Origin of the sequence: Ensifer sesbaniae (assembly GCF_013283665.1) — a bacterium.
In the GTDB taxonomy this organism is placed as follows: domain Bacteria; phylum Pseudomonadota; class Alphaproteobacteria; order Rhizobiales; family Rhizobiaceae; genus Ensifer; species Ensifer sesbaniae.
The window spans coordinates 400036-414459 of the sequence record NZ_JABEKU010000002.1; the positions used below are offsets into that span (position 1 = coordinate 400036).

A 14424-nucleotide genomic window follows, 5' to 3' on the forward strand; every position below is an offset into this window, starting at 1 on the left:
CTACGCGGCCAAACGCGTTATGTCCTCGGTTCGGACAGAAGCGGCAAATCCTTGGCAAAGTCGTCGATATCCGCCCAGGGATCGCCGAAAGTATCCAGAAGTCCAGGCAGCGAAGAATAGTTCAAATCCTCTGGAGCGTCGATAGTCTCCAGATCCGCCCAGTTGAGCGGCGTCGAGGCGGGTAGATTTGTGCGTGCGCGCAGCGAATAGGGTGCGGCCGCCGTATGGCTGCGGGCATTGCGATGGAAATCGATGAAGATGCGCTTGATGCGGTTCTCCTTGCCCATCGTGGTGGTGAAGGTCTGCGGTGCGGTCGCCGCCAGCCGTGTCGCGATCGCGCTCGTCGCCTGATGCGTCTTCTTCCAGTCAAGCTTCGGCGTCACGGGCACGACGACGTGGATGCCGCTGCCGCCGGAAGTCTTGACGAAGGGGACGAGACCGAGCGCTTCCAGTTCGCCGCGGATGTGGATCGCGGCCTCGACCACGTCGCGCCAGGCGATGCCCTGGCCGGGATCGAGGTCGAAGACGATACGGTCGGGCTCTTCCAGCCGCTCGCGCTTTGTGCCCCAGCTGTGAAGCTCGATCACGCCGAACTGTGCCAGTGACAAATACCCCTTCGTGCCTTCGATCGACAGAAAGGACTTGGTTTCGCCTTCGGAATTGGTCGACTTGAAGCTGACGATCGAGGACGGCATTCCGGTAAAGGGATGACGCTGGAAGAAGCAATCCGCGCGTTTTCCTGTCGGGCAACGGAAGAGCGACACCGGGCGCCCGAGAATGTGCGGCAGCATGAAGTCGCCGACGAGCGCGTAGTAGAGGGCAATGTCGAGCTTGGTCGGTCCGGATTTGCCGAATACCCGGCGGTCGGCATTGGTGACCTGGATGCTTGCGAGATCGGCATCGGTGATCAGCCGCTTGCGCGGCGACCGCGCCGGCGCCGAAAGCTCGACATCGCGAAGCCCCTTGAACACCGCATGGCGCAGGAGATTGTCGGGGGTGCGATTGGAGTAATGGATGCGAGCGCTCAGAACCGGCCGAACCCAGGTGATTTCCCTTGGCGCGCCTTCGAGCGCGGCCGCGTCGCCGCATAACGCCTTCAACCGGGTGAGTAACTGCCCGGCGGTTTGCGCATCGAAGCCGGTTCCGACCTTGCCGCGATATTGCAGCTCGCCGTCTTGCCACTCGCCGAGAGCCAGGGAAGCAAGACCTTCAGCCGCCTGCGAGGTCGTGTACCCGGCGATTACGAAGTCACCGATCTGAAGCGCCTTCGTCTTGGTCCAGGTCTGCGTGCGGCCACTTCGATAGGGCGCCGAGGCGCGCTTCGAAACGATCCCCTCCAACCCCAATGCCGAGGCTTGATCGTAAAGCCCGTGCCCGTCGCCCTCGACATGATCGCTGAACTGGATGGCCGAGCGGCTGGATACCTGCCCCTGAAGCAGTTGCGCCAACAGCCCTTTCCGCTTTTCCAGCGGGACTTCGGTCAGGTTCCACCCATCGAGGTAGAGAATGTCGAATGCATAGAAGACCAGCTTACTGTCGGCACCGGTCGAAAGCGCGTCCTGCAAAAGCGCAAAGCGGCTGATGCCGTTGTCGTCGAGAACGACGATCTCTCCGTCGATGATCGTTTCGCGGCAGGGCAGCTTCCGAAAAGCCTCTGGCAGGTCGCCGTAGCGTTTCGTCCAGTCCAGTCCGCTGCGCGTCATCAGCCGGACTTCGCCATCCGAGATATCCGCCATCGTCCGATAGCCATCGAACTTGATCTCGTGCAGCCAGACATGCTTGTCCGTCGGACCGCCCGGCGGCTTCGGCGTCTGGCTGGCAAGCTGCGGCTCGATCCGCTGCGGCTTTGGACCTTTCACCGCGCCTGGCAGCGCGCCGGGTCTGAGAACGATCCGCTTTGCAGGCTTCTTCGGCGGCTGGACCAGTTCCTCGATCCGCCGTCCGCTTTTTACGCTTTCGGGGCGCAACGTCAGGATGTCGACCTCGGGGTCGGCGGCAAGGTCATGCTCCTTGAAGAGCAGCCAGTTGCGCTGCCCCTCCTCACCCGGCTTTGGCTTCAGCCGTGTCAGCATCCAGCCGCCGTTGAGTTTTTCGCCGGCCAGACGAAACTTGAAGGCCCCTGTCCTCAGGCTCTTCTCGATATCGTCCATCGGCGCCCAGACGCCGGTATCCCAGACGATCATCGGCCCGCCGCCATACTCTCCTTCCGGAATGACACCTTCGAAGTCGATATAGTCGAGCGGGTGGTCTTCGGTCTCGACCGCCAGCCGCTTGTCGGCGGGGTTGAGAGATGGTCCCCTCGGAACCGCCCAGCTTTTCAGGACGTCGCCGACCTGAAGCCTGAGATCATAATGATCGGCCGTGGCGTGGTGCTTGTGCACGACAAAACGATTGCCCTCCCCGCCGGTTCTTCCGGCGGGCTCCGGCGTCCTGGAAAAGTCCCGCTTCGCGCGGTAGGCCGTGAGCTTCGACGTCGCCATGTCGCAAAGCTAGGGCGTGTTCGCAAAGGCCGCAATATCCGCCGGAGCGGATGGCGTAGCGATCAAGGGTGCCCGCACGGGCACGTTCGTAAGCCGGCGGCCGGAGTGGGCTCCTTACCCTCAACGCGCCTGCCCTACCTGATCGTGATAACCGCCGACATGCCGGGCCTGAGATCGCCGAGACCGCTCTGCCCCTCGTTCAATGTGACCTTGACCGGGACACGCTGCACGATCTTGGTGAAGTTGCCTGTGGCATTGTCAGGCGGCAACAAGGCGAACTGCGCACCGCTCGCAGGCGAGATGCTTTCGATCTTTCCCTGCAACGTGACGTCCGGCAGTGCATCGACGCGGATTTCCACGGTCCCGCCGAAGCGCACGCCCGGAAGCTGGGTCTCCTTGAAATTTGCAATGATCCATTTGTCCTCGCCTACGAATGGAATGAGCGCGGTCCCCGGGCGCACGAACTGCCCGGACTTTGCCTGGCGCTCGCCGACGGTGCCGTCCGCCGGCGCGCGGATCAAGGTGTTGTCCAGTTCAATCTGCGCCAGTTGAAGCGCCGCGGCCGCGCCATCGGCGTCCGCCTGAAGTTGTGGCCGCTGGCTTTCCAGAACGTCGATCTCGGCCTTGGCCGCGGCCAGATTGGCCACGGCCTCCGAGACGCGTGCGGCCGCGTTGATGTCGGTCGAGCGCGCGGTTTCGAGGCTCGCCTGCGACACCGTGCCGGATTTGGTGAGATTTTCGATCCGGACGAAGTCGCGGGCGGCGCGGTCGGCCTCGGCTCGCGCGCCCTGAAGATTGGCCTCGGCATGTTCTATGTTCGCGCGCTGGACGCTGAGCCGGCTCTCCAGATTGGCGATCGCCGCACGCTTGCTGGCGAGGGCCGCCTTTGCGGAGGCGACGCGCGCCCGGTATTCGTTGTCTTCGATCCGGTAAAGGACCTGGCCCGCCTTGACCGGCTCGTTGTCGGCAACGGCGACCTCGGCGATGTAGCCTGTTATCTTTGGGCTCACGGGCACGACATCGCCGCGAACATAGGCATTGTCGGTCGATTGTCCGGACCAGCCGTCGACCATGGAGATTGATGTCACGCCAAAGACTGCGCCGGCAATTGCCACTGCCCCGATGGATGCTTCAAGCAGTTTCATGTCGTTGATCCTATCCTTCGATTTTTTGAGGCGCCGAATTGTCCGGCACGGCAAAGGCCACGAGTGCGGCAATGACCAAGATGACGCCGACCACCAAAAAGCTGTCGTTGAACGCAAGAACCCACGCTTGCTTGCGGGCAGCGGCGGCGACCAACGAGGCCGCGCCGGCGAGCGACGCATCACCGTCGGCAACCCGGCTGGATAGGTGCATAGCAAGGCCTGTCAGCTGGTCCGAGACCCATGGGCTGTACGGCGAGAGGTGTTCGGTGAGAACGTTGGAATGAAACTTCTCCGCCTCCGTTGCCAGGTTGGAGGCAAACCCGGTGCCGAGCGTAGTGCCGCCGATCGTCGAGATGTTGAAGGCGAACGACGCCGTGGGAAGTTCGGGCAGCTTCAGGGGAAGCGCACCGATTCTCAGATCGGCGGCAAGGAAGAGCGCCACACCGACAACGAAGCAGATCGCCACCCATTGAAGCTCCGGCCCCGACGTCAGGCTCGTGCTACGGGCGGCGGCAATCGCAGACAGACCGCACATCAGCAAGCCAAGCGTCATGATGTTCCGGCCGCGCATGAAACGATGCAGGTGCCAGGCCAAGGGCATGGACAGAAGCTGGAAGAGCACGGCCGAACCCAGCAAAGTTGCGACTTCACCGGGCCGATAGCCCTGAACGGTCGCGAGGAACTGCGGGATCAGGTAGCCGGTCACCACCAGGCCGGCACGCGCAGCAAGGTTGAGCAGGATCGGGATAGAGAAGCCGCGCCTCAGAAACAGCGCGGGTACGAGGATCCCGATCGGCGAGAACAGGGTCACGAAGATGAAGCCGGCAGCCGCCGAAACGGCGCAATTGAACGCAAGCACGATGGTGGCGCTCTCAAGCCAGAACTGACGCGTGCCTTGGCTGAGCACGATCGTCGTCGCCCCAAGCGCTGTGGCGAGAAGCAGGAGCGCGACCCAGTCCGCCTTCAGTCCCGGCCAGGAGACCGGCTGGCGCGGCAGGACGAATAAGCCGGCAACCGCCATGACCGCGCCGCTTGCCACTTGCGCAACGAACAGGCTTCCCCAGCCGGCCGCCTCCTGCAGGTATGAAGCCAGCACCGGGCTCAGCGTCGGGGGCAAGACCAACACGAAACTCAGAACCGTGAGCCCCAACGGCAGGCGCTGTTTGGACATCACGATGAAGGTCGAGGCAAAGGCCATCGGGCCGAAAAATCCGGCCGTGAACCCTTGAAGCCCGCGCCACGCCGTTAGCCAAACGAGGTCCGTGGACCTCAGGCAAAGGATAGCCGTGAGCGTGAAGACGGCGGCGGCAGCGACATAGGCTCGCCTTATGCCGAAAGCCTTGACGATCGGACCGGAGAGGATCACGCCCATCAGGCTTGCGGCCAGATAGCTGGTCACCAGCCAGGAGCCTTCGTCCGGCGTCAAGCCGACGCCGCCCTGGACGTCAATGATGTTTGCCGCAACGAGCGGACCCGAGACATTCACCAGGAACGACCCGCTGAGACCAACGACCAGCATCGCCTTCTGCTGCCACGAGAGCGCGACCGATGCCGCGGGCGCCGGCTCGGCAATTGCGGCTGGAGCGGCCTCTATCGCCTTCACGGCATTATCGGCAGTCTCAGGCGGAGGGTCTTCTTCCAGAGTCACGGCAAGCGCAGACATGACCAGAAACCTATTTAGGAAAACAGTTGCTTTCCTAAATAGTCCCGATTAAGAATTTCGTCAAGAGAATTTGGAAAGTCACCATGGTCGAAAAACGGGATGAGACGCCCCGCTCTCGGGGCCGGCCCCAGATCCGCTCGGATGACGAGACCCGTCGGATAATTATCCAGGCGGCCGAGCGGCAGTTCTCGGAACTCGGCTACGGATCGGCCAACATCAACGTCATCGCACAGAACTCGGGCGTTTCTACCAAGACGCTCTACCGTCTGTTTCCGACCAAGGCGGATCTCTTCGAGCGCGTCATTTCCGTCAGGATCACCGAGTTCGTGCTTGAGGCCGACGAGGAGAAGTTGGCGAGGATGGATGTGAAGACCGGCCTGGTGCGGTTGCTGACGGCCTATGGAAACCTCGTGCTTTCGGCGCACACGATAGCCGTCACGCGTCTGGTACTCGCCGAGGCTGAGCGCTTTCCGGAAATCGCCGCCACATTCTGGGAGCGGGCTGTCGAGCGGACAAATGCAACGCTAGAGAGCTGGCTCAAAACGCAATCGACTCTCGGCCGGCTTGTGATCGAAGATCCATATCTGGCGGCGGGCATGCTGCGGGGCATGATGGCGATGGAGCCGCAGCGCGCTGTCATGATGGGGCGCCTCAACACCATCGACGCGGCAACGATCCCAGCCCGGGCCGAAAGCTGCGCCGAGATCTTCCTAACGGGTACGCTGCCACGGTAGGCTGAGACGCGGCGCCTATTTCCACAAGCATTCTTTCGTATTGTCATCCAAACGTCATCAACCTGTAATCTGAGACCGTATAACTCTCCGCGCGGGAACGCTCCCGCCGCGCGCATGAGGCGTCGCTACCAGCCCTTCGGCATGGCCTCTCTTGATGCTCGGTGATTGTTATGCGTTTGTCCGCAAAGCTACCCCTCGCAGCGGCGGCCCTGGCTGCCTTCTCCATCGCTGCTACCAGTCTTGCCAGCCTGACGGTCAGTGGCGACCTGTCATCGCGCGCGGCGATCGAGAAGCTGGAGGCGCTCGCCGATGCCCGCCGCAACGAGCTTCGCCATTACCTCACCACGATAGAAAACGACCTGCGCAATCTCCAGGCGCAAAAATCGGTCTCCAAGGCGCTCAGCGATCTCAACGGTGCCGCCGCCAAGCTCGGCGACAGGGCAAGAAGCGAATTGCAGCGCCGTTACCTGACGGAAAACCCCAATCCTGAGGACAAGCGCGCGCTTTACAGCACCGCCGGCGTCGATGCTTACGATGCGCTCCATGCACGCTATCATCCGTTCTTCCGCCGCTTCGCGGAGGCCTACGGTTATCGCGACGTGTTGCTCGCCAATCTTAGCGGTGACGTCGTCTACTCCCTCAACAAGAAGGGCGACTTTGCCGTCAACCTGAAGGACCAACCCTGGAAGGATACAGGGCTTGGCCACATTTTCCGCGAGACAGCCGAGGGAACGGAAAAGAGCAAGCTGGCCTTCGCCTCCTACGAGGCGTATTCGCCACTCGCCGGCAGCCCCGCGGCATTCATCGCCATCCCGCTGGAATCGATCGACGGTAAGATCGGCACCTTGATCCTGGAGATGCCGGACGCGCGGATCGGCGAGATCGTCGGCAACCGGACGGGCCTTGGCGAGACTGGCGAGACGGTCCTTCTCGACGGCAATGGATTTTTTCTCGCCGGCAGCGCTGCCACACCGGACAACGATATGCTCAAGGCCCGGATCGTGGCCGATCGACTGGCGGAAGATGGCATCGTCAGCAGCAAGCTCGCCGATTTCCGCGGTGAGGAAGCGCAGATGGCTGCCACCAGCCTCGATGCTTTCGGCACCCGCTGGACCATGGCCGCGGTCATGACATCACGGGAAGCCTTTGCCGCCGTCACCGCCTTGCGCAACTGGACGCTTGCGACGGCTCTCGCCGTCCTTGCAGCGGCACTGGCGATTTCCATCTGGTATTCACGCCAGCTGACGCGCCCGATCACGGGGCTTGTCCGTGATATGAGCCAGCTCGCTGACGGCGATACGACAATCGGCGGCGTCGGCCGGAACCGGAAGGACGAGATTGGCGACATGGCCCGGTCCGTGCTCGTCTTCCGCGATGCGCTTCTCGATCGCGCCCGCCTTGAAACCGAGGCGGCGCAAACGCGAACCATGATCGAAGAGGAACGGCAAGTGCGCGAGACGACCCAGGCCGAAGTGTCGCGCCAGATCAACGAGGCCGTGGAGATGCTGGCGTCCGGGCTGGAGCGGTTGTCTCAAGGCGACCTGACAGCACGCATCGACCGGCCCTTCGGGGCCGGTTTCGATCGCCTGCGCTCGGACTTCAACCTGTCGCTGGAAAGCCTTGCCGTCACCCTCGGCGACGTGAAGGCGAGAAGCGCTGACATCGACGGCGAAACCAGCGAGATGCGCGACGCCATCGGCCAGCTTGCCAAGCGCACCGAACATCAGGCGGCGACATTGGAGGAAGCAACTGCGGCGCTGAGCGCCATCACCGCGACCATCGAGCGCACTGCCGAACACGCCTCATCGGCCACGACGATCGCCGCTGCCGCCAAGGCCAGCTCCGACCGCTCGGGTCACGTGGTCATGAATGCCGTCGGCGCCATGGCCCAGATCGAGAAGGGATCAGCCGCCATTTCCCAGATCATCGGCACGATCAACGACATCGCGTTCCAGACCAACCTCTTGGCGTTGAATGCGGGCGTCGAAGCGGCCCGGGCCGGCGAAGCGGGCAAGGGCTTTGCGGTCGTTGCGCATGAAGTGCGGGAGCTGGCACAGAAATCCGCTCTTGCTGCCCGGGAAATCAAGGCGATCATCACCACCTCGGCCGAGGAAGTGACGAAGGGCGTCTCGTTGGTCCGGGCGGCAGGCGATGCGCTCGACGAAATCTCCGGCCGGATCCATGCGATCAACGAGCAGACGCAGCAGATTGCCGGCGACGCGCGCGACCAGGCGAACGATCTGCAGCACATCAACCAGACCATGCTGTCGCTCGACGCCGTGACGCAGCAAAACAATGCGATGGTCGAAGACAGCACCGCCATGACCCTTCGGCTCTCAAGCCAGGCATCCGGCCTCTTCGACCTCGTCGAGCGCTTCCGCACGACATCCAGCCTACGCGACCAGACGGAGACGGATGCGCGCATCCGGCTGATCGCCTAGGACCTTTACGGGCCACGTGCTGTCGCGGCCCGCATCAGAAGGCGCGATCAGCTCGCCTTGGCGAGCGCCACGGCGTCGGCGCCGGCCGGAAAGTGGAGCTGGCCGGACAGGTCGTTCGCCGCCTGCCAGACAGCCTCCGCCACATCGGCCTCAGTCGTGACCAAGGGCGCGGCCGCGAACTGCGCGAAGATGGGTGCGGCAAAATCGGCGTAGGCCGCCGGGATCAGATCCTCAACGCGCATCGTGGTGTTATGGGCGAAGCGCGTGGTCGGCGCGTAGCCGGGCTCGACCAGTTTGACTCTTACGTTGAAGGCTTCCAATTCGTGGGCCAGCGAGCCGGTGAAGCCGGTGATCGCCGTCTTGCTGGCGGTATAGGCTGCGGCAAGCGGCATGGCAGCAAGCGTCACCGTGGACGTAACGTTGACGATCACACCCGTCCTGCGGGTACGAAACTGCGGTATCACCGCCTGCGCCATGGCCATCACCCCGAAGGTGTTGGTGTCGAAAACCTTGCGGATATGGGACATCGGCGTCGCTTCGAAGGCACCCACCACACCGATACCGGCGTTGCTGACGAGCGCGTCAATCGGGCCGCTGTCCTCGATCGCGGCTGAGATGCTTTCGGGATCGGTGACATCGAGAGACAAGACCCGGAGCCGCTCGGATTTCGGCAGAATGTCTCGGCGCGGCGTACGCATCGTGGCGATGACGTTCCAGCCCTCGGCATGGAAGCGCCGCGCCGTCTCCAGCCCGTAGCCGGAGGAGCAGCCGGTAATCAATACGGTCTTCATCGCAATAGCCTCAGTTGTTTCGATGGAGAACGGATAGCGTTCACGACCAGGACGATCTACGGCTTGAAGTCCTGATTTCGTTTGCTATCATCCTGAGATGATCGATCCGCTCTCACAGCTCATCCAGCTTCTTCGCCCACGCACGGTGTTCACCAAGGGCATCAGCGGCGCTGGCCGCTGGGCGGTGCGCTATGCCGAATTCGGAGAGCCGAGCTTCTGCACCGTCGTCGAGGGGGCCTGCCGGCTGGCCGTCGATGGCGAGACACCCATCACGCTGGAGGCCGGCGACTTCGTGCTGTTGCCGACGACCCCGGGCTTCACCCTTTCGGGGTTCGACCCGGTACAACCGACCTTCATCGATCCCAAGGCAGCGCCGGCGCCGGCAGACGAAGTTCGCCACGGCAGGCAACATGGCGAAGCGGACGTGCGCCTGCTCGGTGGCTATTTCGTCCTCGACTCGCCCGATGCCGGACTGCTTGTTTCACTGTTGCCGGCATTGATGCATCTGCGCGGGATCGATCGGCTTTCGACCCTTGTACGCCTGGTTGGCGAAGAGGCGCGTGACGAACGGCCAGGACGAGACCTGGTTCTGGCGCGGCTCGTGGAAGTGTTGCTCGTCGAGGCCCTTCGGTCCATTCAGGGCGAAAGAGCAACACCCGGCCTGTTGCGTGGCCTCGCAGACGCGCGGCTGGCGGTCGCCATTCGCAAGATCCACGCCGATCCGGCGCATGCATGGACCGTAGCGGAACTCGCAAACGAGGCGGCGCTTTCTCGCTCGGTGTTCTTCGAGCGATTCACCCGTGCCGTCGGCGTACCGCCAATGGAGTACCTGCTCGTGTGGCGCATGGCGATCGCCAAGGACCTGTTGCGGCAACGCGACCTTGATCTCGCCTCGGTCGCCGAACGCGTCGGCTACGGTTCGGCCAGTACCTTCAGCACCGCCTTCAGCCGCCATGTCGGCCAGCCACCCGGCCGCTATGCGCGCATGGCAAGAGCCTGAGCGCTTTGGGGTTCAGATGAACACAAAGATGCTCTGGCACCTCCGTTCCGGAGCTGCGGCAAGCTCGAAACGTTCGAGCATCTGAAGGCGTCGGTCGACTCCGAAATGCTGGCCTTGCTGCTCGTCACATCAGGCTTGGCACATCTGCCGCCGATCAAGGTCGCGACCATCCTGTCGGGCGCTGCCAACATCAATCTCGGCTTTTTCATCGTGTCAGCGATCATTGCACGCGGCGCGCGCTTCTTCGTGCTTGCCTGGCTGCTGCGCCGCTTTGGCGAAGAGATCCGTGATTTTCTCGAGAGGCGGCTTGGCGCGCTTGCCGGTGGCGCGGCAGCGGTCCTGATCTGCCTCTTCGCCGCCCACCGCCTTTTCTACTGATCCTTCCCTGCCCGGACTTCAGGGGCCAACCCATGTTCCGTTTCGCCCTACGCCTTTGCGGAAACGGCAGTGGGCAAGGACAACGGCGCGAGCGTCCGCATCCCGCGGCCCCTCGGGTCGTTCTCGGGCGCCTTGCGGCACGCATAGTCCTGCGCCTCCTGAAGCTTCGCGAGCGCGCCGTCATAATCGACCAGGGTCGGCCGCCCGCCGCTGACGACGCAGGTGCCGTCGACATAGACCCGTTCGATCGCCCGCTCAGCCGCGCAATGCAGAAGGTTGCGCAGTGGATCGTAGATCGGCTGCATCGCGTGATGGCGAAGATCGACCACGAGGAAATCCGCCTTTGAGCCGACGGCGATCCGCCCGATATCATCACGGCCGAGCGCTCTGGCGCCTGCGATGGTCGCGGCTTCCAGGATGTCACCGGTCGCGACGTCGAAGACGGACTTGCCGGCGAGCCGTGCGCAGATCATCGCCTGGCGCATTTCTTCGAGCATGTTGAAGGGATAGCTGTCCGTTCCGAGCGCGACATTGACGCCGGCGCGACGGTAGCGGCCGACCGATTCCAGCGCCATGCCGCTGCGCGAGAAGGTGACCGGGCAATGGGCAACGGTCGTCTTGCGGTCGGCCAACAGTCGCAGATCGACCTCCGTGCGTTGCCGGGTCCAGGAATGGCTGTCGACGAAGATGCAATGGCCGAGGATCAGGTCTTTTCCGAGCAGGCCGAGACTCTCGAGATACTGCACGGCGGTCAACCCGTGGCGACGCAGCAGTTCCTCGTGCTCGGCCATGGTCTGGGCGGCATGGATGGTGACCGGAATGCCGCGCTTGCGCGCGGCCGTCACGGCATCCTGCAGCAGTTCCGGCGAGCAGGTCTCGATCTGCGATGGCGCCACGACGCCGCCAAGGCGACCGGAAGGGTGCGCAGCCGCCGCGTCGACGACCTCCAGCGCCCGCGCAAAGGCTTCCCGACCGCGCGCCTTGTGCCAGCGGAAATCGAGGCGGTGGCTGTCTTCGACATACCATTGCGCCTGGCGAAAGCCGGGCGCGACGAAGGCACGTGCGCCGCTTCGGGCGAGCGTCGGCAGCCAGCTTTCATGCGGGCCCGCGATATCGAGCAGCGTCGTGACGCCGCTGCGCATCAGATCGCCGACCATGACCGTCAGCGACGCCTCGATCGCGTCGTCGTCGATCTCCAGAAGGTTGGAATATTCGTAGAGCGCATTGCCCCAAAGAGCGGCCGTGCCCATGTCCTCGAAAATGCCCTTGGAGATCGGCTCTTCGCCGGAATGGCAATGGACGTTGACGAAGCCCGGCATGATCATCCGGTCGCGTCCGGAACTTTCACTGTCGAATGGCCCGTCGTAGTGACCGCCAACATGGACGAAGCCCTTGTCGTCATAGGCGATGTCGGCGTCGCGCAGATAGACGTGACCATCCCGCTCGCGATCGAAGGCGACGAGCGTGTGCACATTGCGGATGACGTGGATCTCTTTAGTCATGCGTGGTCCTGAAATATTGCTCGAGGAAACGGCTGTAAGCTCCCATGAGAGCGCTGAAAACGAAGTAGATGACGGCAGCGAAGACATAGCCTTCCAGTACCGCGATACCCTGCCATTGCGGATCGCGCATGGCGGTACGCACGGTATCCAGGAAGTCGAGCAGGCCGACGATGGTCACGAGCGTCGTATCCTGGAAGAACCCGATGAAGAGGCTGACGAGCGGCGGGATGACCTTCTTCAACGCCTGCGGCAGCACGATCTTCCGCATGATCTGCCAGTAGTGCAGGCCAAGCGAATGGCCGGCCTCCACCTGCCCCTTGGGAACCGCCTGCAAGCCGCCACGGACGATCTCGGCAATATAGGCGGCGGCAAAGAGGATGATCGCCACCTGTGCGCGAATGAGCTTATCGACGGTGATGCCGTCTGGCATGAACAGAGGCAGCATGACCGTTGCCATGAACAGGATGCTGATCAGCGGCACGCCGCGCACGATCTCGATGAAGCTGACCCCCAGGATGCGGATTGCCGGAAGGCTGGACGCGCGGGCGAGCGCAAGCGCAATCCCGAGCGGCAGCGCGAAGGCAAGGCCGATGAAGGAAAGCATGAAGGAGAGCGGGAGACCGCCCCATTGCGCCGTCGGGACGACGGTCAGACCGAAGAACCCGCCTGCCATCAGCACATAGAGCGTCGGCAGGAAGATTGCGATCCAGGCGATGAACAGCGTCCGTCCCCAGACCTTCGGAACCATCGAGACGAGGCAGGCGCCGAGAAACAGGAGCATCGCCGTGAGTGGCCGCCATTGCTCCTCGAACGGATAGAAACCGAAGAAGATGTAGCGCATCTTCGCTGAGAGGAACGGCCAGCAGGCGCCACTCGTCGCCTTGCATTCCGCCGGCGTGCCGGAAAAGGTCGCGTCGATGAACAGCCAGCCGATTGCGAGCTTGGCAAGTGCGAAGATCGTTCCGAGGCAAAGGATGGTGATCAGCGCATTGCCTGGCGTTCCGAAATAGGCGCCGAGCCAGCGACCTTTCGGCACCGGCGGCACTTCACGATGGGCCGTGAGCGTCGAGCCGCTGATGAGGGTATCGATCTGTGTCATGGCTCAGCGCTCCCTCAGCGCGACCTTGGCGTTGTACCAGTTCATCACCAGCGAGATGAGGATCGACAGTCCGAGATAGACGCCCATGAAAATGGCAATGGATTCAATCGCCTGCCCGGTCTGGTTCATAATCGTGTTCGAGACCATCACCAGATCCGGATAGCCGATGGCGATCGCGAGCGAGCTGTTCTTGAAGACGGTCAGATAGGTGTTGGTGAGCGGCGGAATGATGATCCTGAGCGCCTGCGGCAGGATCACCAGTTTCAGGGTGCGCGCGCGTGAAAGGCCAAGCGCTGTCGCAGCCTCCCACTGCCCCTTGCTGACCGCCTGGATGCCGGCTCGCACGATCTCCGCAACGTTGGCCGACACGCTGAGCGTCAGCCCGAGCAGAAGCGCCACGAACTCCGGACGCAGGTGATAACCACCGCTCAAACGAAACCGGCCGAGCACGGGCACGTCCCAGGCAACGGAAATGTTGGCGATCAGCAGCGCCGCCGCGATCGGCAGAAAGAACGCCAGCGTGGCGATCGCGGCCACCGGCATATCCTTTCCGGTGACGACGCGCCTGCGGCCGATGATCCGCGCGGCGAAAGTGGCCGCGGCGACAGCGACGATGAGAGCCGTGACCAGTGCCGCAAATCCGCTTTCCCAGTGCAGCGCGGGCATGACCAGGCCGCTGTTCGACAGGAACACCCCCGGGAGCATCTCTATCGCCTGCTTGACCGGTGGAAACGCGGAGATGATCAGCGAATACCAGAGCAGCAGGTAGAGCAGCAGCGGCACGTTGCGGAGCGCTTCCACATAGGCAAGCATCAGCCGCGACAGCACGGGGTTGTGCGACAACCGCCCAATGCCGACCAGCAGGCCGAGGATCGTGCCAAGCAATGCAGCGAGCAGCGAGACTTTGACGGTGTTGGCAATGCCAACGAGGATTGCACGGCCGATCGTATCGGTCGGCTCGTAGGTGATCGCGGTCTCCGTGATGACGAAGCCGGCCTGGCGGGCCAGGAAGCCGAAGCCGGTCGCGATATCCTGCTTGGCAAGATTGGCGCTCGCGGTGCTGAACATCACCCAGGCGATGAGCAAGACGATGCCGACGGCGATCGCTTGATAGAGATAGGCGCGAATGCGCGCGTCATAAAACAGGGGCATCGGGCACCCGTCCCTTAGGCAGGACCAACAGCACCGCGG

General features: G+C 63.1%; 10 protein-coding genes and 1 pseudogene. 4 read left to right on the top strand and 7 right to left on the bottom strand.

Going from position 1 to position 14424, the window contains the following annotated elements; genetic code table 11:
* Window positions 1-17: 17 nt before the first annotated feature.
* The 3 genes from ligD to BHMPCIPO_RS19705 form a co-directional block, all read right to left on the bottom strand.
* Window positions 18-2480, bottom strand: a complete 2463-nt coding sequence (gene ligD / locus BHMPCIPO_RS19695) for a DNA ligase D (protein WP_173518526.1) — start codon at window positions 2478-2480, stop codon at window positions 18-20.
* Window positions 2481-2614: 134 nt separating this feature from the next.
* The gene (locus BHMPCIPO_RS19700) at window positions 2615-3625 is read right to left on the bottom strand and encodes an HlyD family secretion protein (RefSeq protein WP_173518527.1); all 1011 of its coding nucleotides are present in this window, start codon (window positions 3623-3625) and stop codon (window positions 2615-2617) included.
* Window positions 3626-3635: 10 nt separating this feature from the next.
* The gene (locus tag BHMPCIPO_RS19705) at window positions 3636-5288 is read right to left on the bottom strand and encodes an MFS transporter (RefSeq protein WP_173518528.1); all 1653 of its coding nucleotides are present in this window, start codon (window positions 5286-5288) and stop codon (window positions 3636-3638) included.
* A gap of 83 nt (window positions 5289-5371) precedes the next feature.
* On the opposite strand from BHMPCIPO_RS19705, the gene BHMPCIPO_RS19710 reads away from it, so the two are divergent.
* Both BHMPCIPO_RS19710 and BHMPCIPO_RS19715 read left to right on the top strand, forming a co-directional pair.
* Window positions 5372-6022: a TetR/AcrR family transcriptional regulator gene (locus BHMPCIPO_RS19710; RefSeq protein WP_173518529.1), complete on the top strand. Its 651-nt coding sequence runs from the start codon at window positions 5372-5374 to the stop codon at window positions 6020-6022.
* Between the two features lie 170 nt (window positions 6023-6192).
* Window positions 6193-8463 (top strand): methyl-accepting chemotaxis protein, encoded by a 2271-nt coding sequence (locus BHMPCIPO_RS19715; protein ID WP_173518530.1) that lies wholly within the window; start codon window positions 6193-6195, stop codon window positions 8461-8463.
* Between the two features lie 47 nt (window positions 8464-8510).
* Here the strand turns inward: BHMPCIPO_RS19715 and BHMPCIPO_RS19720 are convergent, their stop codons facing one another.
* The gene (locus BHMPCIPO_RS19720) at window positions 8511-9254 is read right to left on the bottom strand and encodes an SDR family oxidoreductase (protein WP_173518531.1); all 744 of its coding nucleotides are present in this window, start codon (window positions 9252-9254) and stop codon (window positions 8511-8513) included.
* A 97-nt stretch (window positions 9255-9351) separates the two neighbouring features.
* Here BHMPCIPO_RS19720 and BHMPCIPO_RS19725 point away from each other — a divergent pair, with 97 nt between their 5' ends.
* Both BHMPCIPO_RS19725 and BHMPCIPO_RS19730 read left to right on the top strand, forming a co-directional pair.
* Window positions 9352-10254, top strand: a complete 903-nt coding sequence (locus BHMPCIPO_RS19725; protein WP_173518532.1) for an AraC family transcriptional regulator — start codon at window positions 9352-9354, stop codon at window positions 10252-10254.
* Between the two features lie 54 nt (window positions 10255-10308).
* Window positions 10309-10632 (top strand): annotated as a pseudogene (locus tag BHMPCIPO_RS19730) (YqaA family protein); the annotation flags it as partial.
* 47 nt (window positions 10633-10679) lie between these two features.
* On the opposite strand, the gene BHMPCIPO_RS19735 reads toward BHMPCIPO_RS19730, so the two are convergent.
* From BHMPCIPO_RS19735 to BHMPCIPO_RS19745, 3 genes are read right to left on the bottom strand one after another with little or no spacing between them, the layout of a single operon-like run.
* Window positions 10680-12134, bottom strand: a complete 1455-nt coding sequence (locus BHMPCIPO_RS19735) for an amidohydrolase family protein (protein ID WP_173518534.1) — start codon at window positions 12132-12134, stop codon at window positions 10680-10682.
* Complete coding sequence (locus BHMPCIPO_RS19740) at window positions 12127-13233, bottom strand: amino acid ABC transporter permease (RefSeq protein ID WP_173518535.1); 1107 nt, start codon at window positions 13231-13233, stop codon at window positions 12127-12129. The genes BHMPCIPO_RS19735 and BHMPCIPO_RS19740 overlap by 8 nt, the downstream gene beginning before the upstream one ends.
* 3 nt (window positions 13234-13236) lie before the next feature.
* Window positions 13237-14385 (bottom strand): amino acid ABC transporter permease, encoded by a 1149-nt coding sequence (locus BHMPCIPO_RS19745; protein ID WP_173518536.1) that lies wholly within the window; start codon window positions 14383-14385, stop codon window positions 13237-13239.
* Between the last annotated feature and the right edge of the window lie 39 nt (window positions 14386-14424).